Origin of the sequence: Vibrio sp. Vb0598, assembly GCF_033338935.1 — a bacterium.
GTDB classification, from domain to species: Bacteria; Pseudomonadota; Gammaproteobacteria; order Enterobacterales; family Vibrionaceae; genus Vibrio; species Vibrio alginolyticus.
Window position 1 is genome coordinate 99,175 of sequence record NZ_JAWOTP010000018.1, and the last position, 6,306, is coordinate 105,480.

The window sequence follows — 6,306 nt, forward strand, 5'->3', positions numbered from 1 at the left end:
ATGTACAAACAAATTCTTGTTCCGGTTGATCTAAATGACCAAGGCTTTTCAGACCGAGCGGTTGAACTAGCGGTTTGGCAGGCAAAGCAAGCAAATGCTCAAATCCATCTTCTGACGGTACTACCTGGTATTCACATGTCGATGGTTGCCACATACTTTCCGAAAGATGCTGCGGCCAAAATGAAGCAAGACGTGAAGCAGCAACTAAAAACTTTCGCTAATGAGCATATTGCTGAAGATGTGGTTTACCAAGTGCATGTTGCTGAAGGCAAGGCCTACGCGACCATTCTTGATTATGCAGAACGTTTAGGCGCTGATCTCATCATTATGCCAAGTCACAAGCGCTCTAAAATCAATAAAGTAATGCTTGGCTCTGTCGCGAGTAAGGTTGTGGAATATTCTCCAATCAATGTGATGGTCGTAAAACCGCAAGGCTAAGTAAATACAGAAACGAAAAAGGACGCTAACATTAGCGTCCTTTTTATATTAAACAAGTAAGGGTTATGCCATCATTGGGTAATCGGTATAACCTTCTGCTCCACCCAAATAAAAGTGTTCTGGTTTCGCCTCATTAAGAGGTGCATTTTTCTTAAATCGCTCAACTAAATCTGGGTTTGCGATAAAGGGAACGCCAAATGCGACCACATCAACTTTGTTTTCTGCAATTGCTGTTGCCGCTTCTTGTGCACTGTAGCCCACGTTCGCCATTAAGTGACCTTGATAGTTTTCGCGTGCTGGCTTGAGAACATCTGCTTTTTGTACGCCTTTCAGATCCGCACGCATCACGTGCCAATAAGCAAGATCGAAAGAATTAAGTTGCTCTGCTAAGTAACGCACCAAGCCAACTGGATCACTGTCTTTCATGTCATTAAATCCATTTAGCGGAGATGTGCGCAGACCGACTCTTCCAGGTCCCCATACCTCAACGACTTCTTTCACTATCTCAAGTAAAAATCGAGCACGATTTTCAACCGAGCCACCGTATTCATCGGTACGTAAATTTGAACCGTCACGAAGGAAGTTATCAATAAGATAACCATTGGCGCCATGTATCTCGACCCCATCAAAGCCGGCTTTCTTGGCGTTTTCTGCACCTTGTTTAAACGCCGCAACAATGGAAGCTATCTCATCCACTTCGAGTGCTCGTGGTACCGTATATGCTTGCTTACCCGAAGGGGTATGGACTAATTCATCACGAATGGCCAATGCGCTCGCCGCTACAGGTGTTTTTCCTTCATTCAGATCAGGATGACAAGCTCGTCCCGCATGCCAAATTTGCAGTACAATCTTACCGCCTCTCTCATGAACCGCATCCGTTACCTTTTTCCAAGCTGCGATTTGCTCTTCGCTGTAAATGCCCGGCTCTGCCATGAAAGCAGACGTACCTTCCATCACCATGGTGCATTCAGCAATGATAAGTCCGGCACTCGCACGTTGAGCGTAGTATTCAACCATAAGGTCATTAGGAATATGGTCCGCACCAGCACGAGCTCGCGTTAAAGGCGCCATAATGGCACGGTTATCTAATGCTAATTGACCGAGTTCGATAGGAGAAAATAAGTCTACAGAGTTGGACATGTTGTTTACCTCAAATGACAATAACTTGATGGCTAAGGATGAGATGCCAGACTATAATCAGATTAATATTGAAACAATATGGATAATTGAAAGTGATTGTTCGCAATTTAGAAACAATTGACTTTAGAACGCTTTCTATCTTTGTCACAAGCTGTCGACTACTGAGCTTAACCAAGTGCGCGCTGGAGTTAAACCTACCAAAATCTACTGTTAGCAAAGCCATAACCAAACTCGAACAACACTTTGAAGCCAAACTCCTAGAGCGCACAACCCGAAAGTTAGTGATCACCGAAGCTGGCCAAATGGTTTTAGAGCGTGCTGCAAGCTTAGTTGAGGAATTCCACTCAATTGGCCATGACGTTCAGGAGATGGAACAACAGATCCAAGGCCGGCTGCGGATTTCCGCGCCACCAGCGTTGGATGCGTATATGGCGGAGCACATCTTTTTGCCATTTTTAAAACAATGGCCAAAAGTACAAATTGCGTTAGAAGCATCGAACGATTTTGTTGATCTGTTTTCACACGGCTTTGATATGGCAATTCGAGTCGGTCAGATAGTTGATGATCGATTGATCGCAAAAAAATTAGGCTATACCACTCGAGTCCTGGCTGCTAGCCCTGAGTATTTAGCTGAGTTCGGCGTACCTGAAACGCCAGAAGATCTGACAAAACACAACTGTTTGAGGTATCAATATGTTTCAGAAATAGGGCCTTGGACGCTGATCTCACACGATAATACCGTCAATGTTTCAATAACCAGTAACTTCTCAAGTACAACTGTAGAAGCAATATTGAAAGGCGCACTTAAAGGACTAGGCATCGCTAACTTACCTGTGCAGAACATGACGCAAGAGCTAGAAAGTGGCACCTTAGTCAGAGTGTTACCGCAATGGCACACGGTACCAATGCCTATTTATTTAGTCTATCGTCCTGGAGCAAACCGCCCACGGCGTGTACAAGCAATGATTGACCATATCATGAGCTTAAGATCTCAATTTGAATTTGGACCTCGGCATGGTTTGTGTTGCGGAGAAGCATAACCTAGCAACTATCAGGCACTAGCATGCTGCTCGGATAAATGCCGCAAGCTTCTCACTAGCATGCTGTTCACTCAATGCAGACATATCACCCGCGGCTTCCACTTTACCATCTGCCACAAACACAAAGTGGCTGGCAATCGCTTTGGCATCGCTTAAATGGTGCGTGACCATCAATACGGTTATTCCCCGCTCTGCTGCGAGTTTTTTTACCAAGCTCAGCATCTCTTCACGCAACACCGGATCAAGCGCCGAGAACGGCTCATCCAATAGCCACATGGGATGAGGCTGAACAAAACAACGCGCTAAGGCAACACGTTGACGCTGGCCACCAGAAAGATGCTCTGGCAAACGGTCGAGGTACTCTGCAACACCAACTTGCTGCGCGGCTTGTTCAATCTGACGATTTTGGTCCACCGTAAGCTTTAGCCCTGGGTGTAAGCCCAAACCGATGTTGTCACGCACCGATAAGTGAGCAAACAAATTGTGCTCTTGGAACAACATAGAGAACGGACGCAGATAAGGCTCTTTACGCACAATGGACTCACCATCAACACAAATATCACCACGGTCAGGATGGATGAATCCTGCCACCAACGCCAGCAAGGTTGACTTCCCTGCCCCACTTGGTCCCATCAGCGACACAATCTGTCCTTGCTCAATCGTTAAGTCAAAACGAAACAGTTCACGTTGGTAGGTGTACTGCACATCATCCAACACTAACATTACGCTCTCTCCTTCGTTTTCAATACTTTCTCAATCAAGGCAAAACAGCCCACACTCAACAACAATAAGGTCACCGATACCACCGCAGCCGCGTCCATCTGATAGCTGCCAAGCAGCTGGAATAAATACAGAGGTAAAGTGCGGAACTCTTGTCCGCCAAACAACGCAATAGCACTTAAATCGCCAATCGCAAACATAAAGCTGATCGCAAACGCATGTGCAAACGGCTTGCGTAGCGCCTGCCACTCCACCACTTTAAACCGTTGCCAGCCACGCATGCCTAAGCTGGCACATACATACTGATACTGTTGTTCAATGTGCAGCATTGGCTGCGCTAGCGTTTTGATCACGTAAGGCAAAGCCATCAAACCGTTCACCAAAATCACGACAAAAAATGCCAAGCTAAAAACATCGGTAAATGCGCGCAGTAGTAAGAATAAACCGGTGCTAATCACCAGACCTGGAGTCACCAAAATAACGGTGCCGATTAACTCTATCTGATCGGCTCGCGTGTTTTTGTACTGCAACCGCCAACGGCGACTGGTCAATAGTATGGACACCCCTGCAGCGACCGCAAGCGCGCTAGCGACACAGGCGACTTTGAGGGAGTTCAATAGCGCAGACCAAAAACGCTCATCGGTTAATACTGTCCAAACTTGTTGGTTGATGCCACTCAGTAACACCATCAATAACGGCGGTATTACCAGTAAAAAGGCACCTATGATCCAAAAGCTATCCCAAGCTTTTGACCACCCATGATCCTTCGTTAAATATTGCTGTACCGATGTGCTTCCAGCACTGATAGAAACAGGCCTTGTTAACTTCTGCACTCCAATAGCAAGCAGTCCACATAACAGCATCTGCCACAGCGCCAATAACGCCCCAGCTTGTAAATCAAAATCAAACTTAATCGCTTGGTAAATGGCCAATTCAATGGTGGTGGATTTTGGCCCGCCCCCCAACGCCATTACAGTGGCAAAACTGGTAAAGCACAACATAAACACCAACCCACAAACGTGGGGAAGCTGCTGCCTTAAACGCGGCCATTCTACCCAGCGAAACTTATCCCAATGGCTCATCCCAAGATGCGCGCAAAGCTTATGCTGCTCGGCAGGAATAGACTCCAAGGCTTGCAGAAGCAATCGTGCCGCGTAAGGTAAATTAAAGAACACATGGGCGAGTAAAATGCCGTTCAAACCGTAAATAGAGAATGGCAGTTTAGTGTCGAAACTTTGCAACCACTGCGCCAACAAACCACTGTTGCCATAAATCGCTAACAGCCCAAAAACACCAACCAAAACCGGCAAAACCAGTGTCGATGCAAACAGCTTAAGCAGTAATGATTTACCAATAAATTGGCGACGCGAAAGTGCGTGCGCTACTGGAATGGCAAAGCCAACACTGAGCAATGTGGAAAGAAACGCTTGGTAGAAACTGAACTTGGTGACATGTTGATAGTACGGGTCGCCCCATACCACAGACACATCAAGTGAAGGGGCTTGAACAATCAAAGCACCTAGGGCAGAAATAACAAAGGTCGCGATGATCATCGCGACCCCTAAACCTATTTTTGGAACAGAATTCAAAGGTAAAACCTATCTCATTCAGATGAGGATGGAAACGTCAGCTAAAACGTCAATGCGCTTTGCCATTCGCGAATCCAAGACTTACGCATTTTTGCCACTTCATCAGCACTAAAGCTCAACGACTTGCTTGGAACACTCAAAGTTTCAAAACCTTTAGGTAACTCAACGTCAGTGACTGGGTACATCCAGTTACCCGTTGGCATCGCCGATTGGAACTCATCACTTAAAATGAAACTCATAAATTGATCAGCAAGTTCTGAATTTTTTGCCCCTTTCACTTTGGCGGCTACTTCAACTTGCATGTAGTGGCCTTCAGCAAAATTCGCCGTAGCAAACTTCGAATCGTTTTCCGCAATTAAGTGGTACGCAGGTGAAGTGGTGTAAGAAAGCACTAAATCGGACTCACCATTGAGGAACATAGAATACGCCTCAGACCAACCTTTCGTGACCGTTACGGTTTTGCTCGCTAGCTTCTGCCACGCTTGCGTCACATCGTCGCCATAAATAGATTTCATCCATAGCATTAAGCCTTGGCCCGGCGTTGAAGTCCGCGGATCTTGGTAAATCACTTTCAGATCGTCGCGCGTTTCCACCAGCTCTTTCATGCTTTTCGGCGGATTAGCCAGTTTCTCTTTGTTGTACACAAACGCGAAGTAGCCGTAATCGTACGGTACAAACGTCGTGTCGCTCCAACCGTTTGGTAACACTGTATTGGACGTATCTACATTGTGCTCGGCAAGCAGACCGGTTTTCTTCGCTTCTGCCATCAGATTGTTATCCAAACCTAATACGATGTCCGCTTTGCTATTACCGCCTTCAAGACGAAGACGATTCAGAATCGACACACCATCGTCCAACGCTACGAAGTTAACGTCACAGCCACATTTTGCTTCAAAAGCTTGCTCGATTTTAGGACCCGGCCCCCAATCTGCGGCAAAAGAATCGTAGGTATAAATAGTTAATGGGTTTTCAGCAGCAAACGCTGAAGTTGAAGTAATTGCAGCTAGGGCAATCAGATTTAGAGTGGGTTTCACTGCTCGCTCTCCATGAGTATTTCAGAGAAATAAGTTGAGCGGCACAGGGTTTGAGGCGGCTATTAAGGACTTCCAATATCCAGACTCAATTCCTACGCCAGCATTATCTGGTTCAGGTAATACGGGTCCCTAGTTAAACACTTAGGTCTCAGCGCCCCAATGCATTGATTGACTCAATGCTAAATGGGTTTGCTCCCCGATGAGTTGGATGGATTGTAAAGGTATTTGAGTGGTTACACAATCAGCTCACGAGCGCTGGTCATAACCCCAACGAGGCACCAAACCTTGCTCAATACCTAAGTGGTCAAGAATTCTCGCCACCATAAAATCCACTAAGTCTTCAAT

6 protein-coding genes, 1 pseudogene and 1 riboswitch are annotated in these 6,306 nt (G+C 46.2%); of the genes and pseudogenes, 2 read left to right on the top strand and 5 right to left on the bottom strand.

The window, feature by feature from the left end; genetic code table 11:
• The gene (locus R7Q38_RS17450) at nt 1-438 is read left to right on the top strand and encodes a universal stress protein (protein WP_005379654.1); all 438 of its coding nucleotides are present in this window, start codon (nt 1-3) and stop codon (nt 436-438) included.
• A 63-nt stretch (nt 439-501) separates the two neighbouring features.
• Here R7Q38_RS17450 and R7Q38_RS17455 read toward each other — a convergent pair whose 3' ends face one another.
• Complete coding sequence (locus R7Q38_RS17455) at nt 502-1,578, bottom strand: alkene reductase (protein ID WP_186584484.1); 1,077 nt, start codon at nt 1,576-1,578, stop codon at nt 502-504.
• Nucleotides 1,579-1,670: 92 nt separating this feature from the next.
• Here R7Q38_RS17455 and R7Q38_RS17460 point away from each other — a divergent pair, with 92 nt between their 5' ends.
• The gene (locus R7Q38_RS17460) at nt 1,671-2,618 is read left to right on the top strand and encodes a LysR family transcriptional regulator (RefSeq protein ID WP_005379650.1); all 948 of its coding nucleotides are present in this window, start codon (nt 1,671-1,673) and stop codon (nt 2,616-2,618) included.
• An 18-nt stretch (nt 2,619-2,636) separates the two neighbouring features.
• On the opposite strand, the gene thiQ is transcribed toward R7Q38_RS17460, so the two are convergent.
• From thiQ to R7Q38_RS17480, 4 genes and pseudogenes are all read right to left on the bottom strand, one after another.
• Nucleotides 2,637-3,341: a thiamine ABC transporter ATP-binding protein gene (thiQ, locus tag R7Q38_RS17465; RefSeq protein WP_005379648.1), complete on the bottom strand. Its 705-nt coding sequence runs from the start codon at nt 3,339-3,341 to the stop codon at nt 2,637-2,639.
• A complete protein-coding gene (gene thiP / locus R7Q38_RS17470; protein ID WP_017820277.1) occupies nt 3,341-4,927 on the bottom strand; it encodes a thiamine/thiamine pyrophosphate ABC transporter permease ThiP in 1,587 nt (528 codons plus the stop codon). Before thiP ends, thiQ begins: the two co-directional genes overlap by 1 nt.
• A gap of 41 nt (nt 4,928-4,968) precedes the next feature.
• A complete protein-coding gene (gene thiB, locus R7Q38_RS17475; protein WP_104978741.1) occupies nt 4,969-5,961 on the bottom strand; it encodes a thiamine ABC transporter substrate binding subunit in 993 nt (330 codons plus the stop codon).
• A 72-nt stretch (nt 5,962-6,033) separates the two neighbouring features.
• Nucleotides 6,034-6,170, bottom strand: a riboswitch (TPP riboswitch).
• A 37-nt stretch (nt 6,171-6,207) separates the two neighbouring features.
• Nucleotides 6,208-6,306, bottom strand: a pseudogene (locus tag R7Q38_RS17480) (aromatic acid decarboxylase); the annotation flags it as partial.

Coding starts and splice junctions, on each gene's coding strand:
- R7Q38_RS17450 (WP_005379654.1), top strand. CDS start 1: ATGTACAAACAAATTCTTGTTCCGGTTGATCTAAATGACCAAGGCTTT.
- R7Q38_RS17455 (WP_186584484.1), bottom strand. CDS start 1,578: ATGTCCAACTCTGTAGACTTATTTTCTCCTATCGAACTCGGTCAATTA.
- thiQ (WP_005379648.1), bottom strand. CDS start 3,341: ATGTTAGTGTTGGATGATGTGCAGTACACCTACCAACGTGAACTGTTT.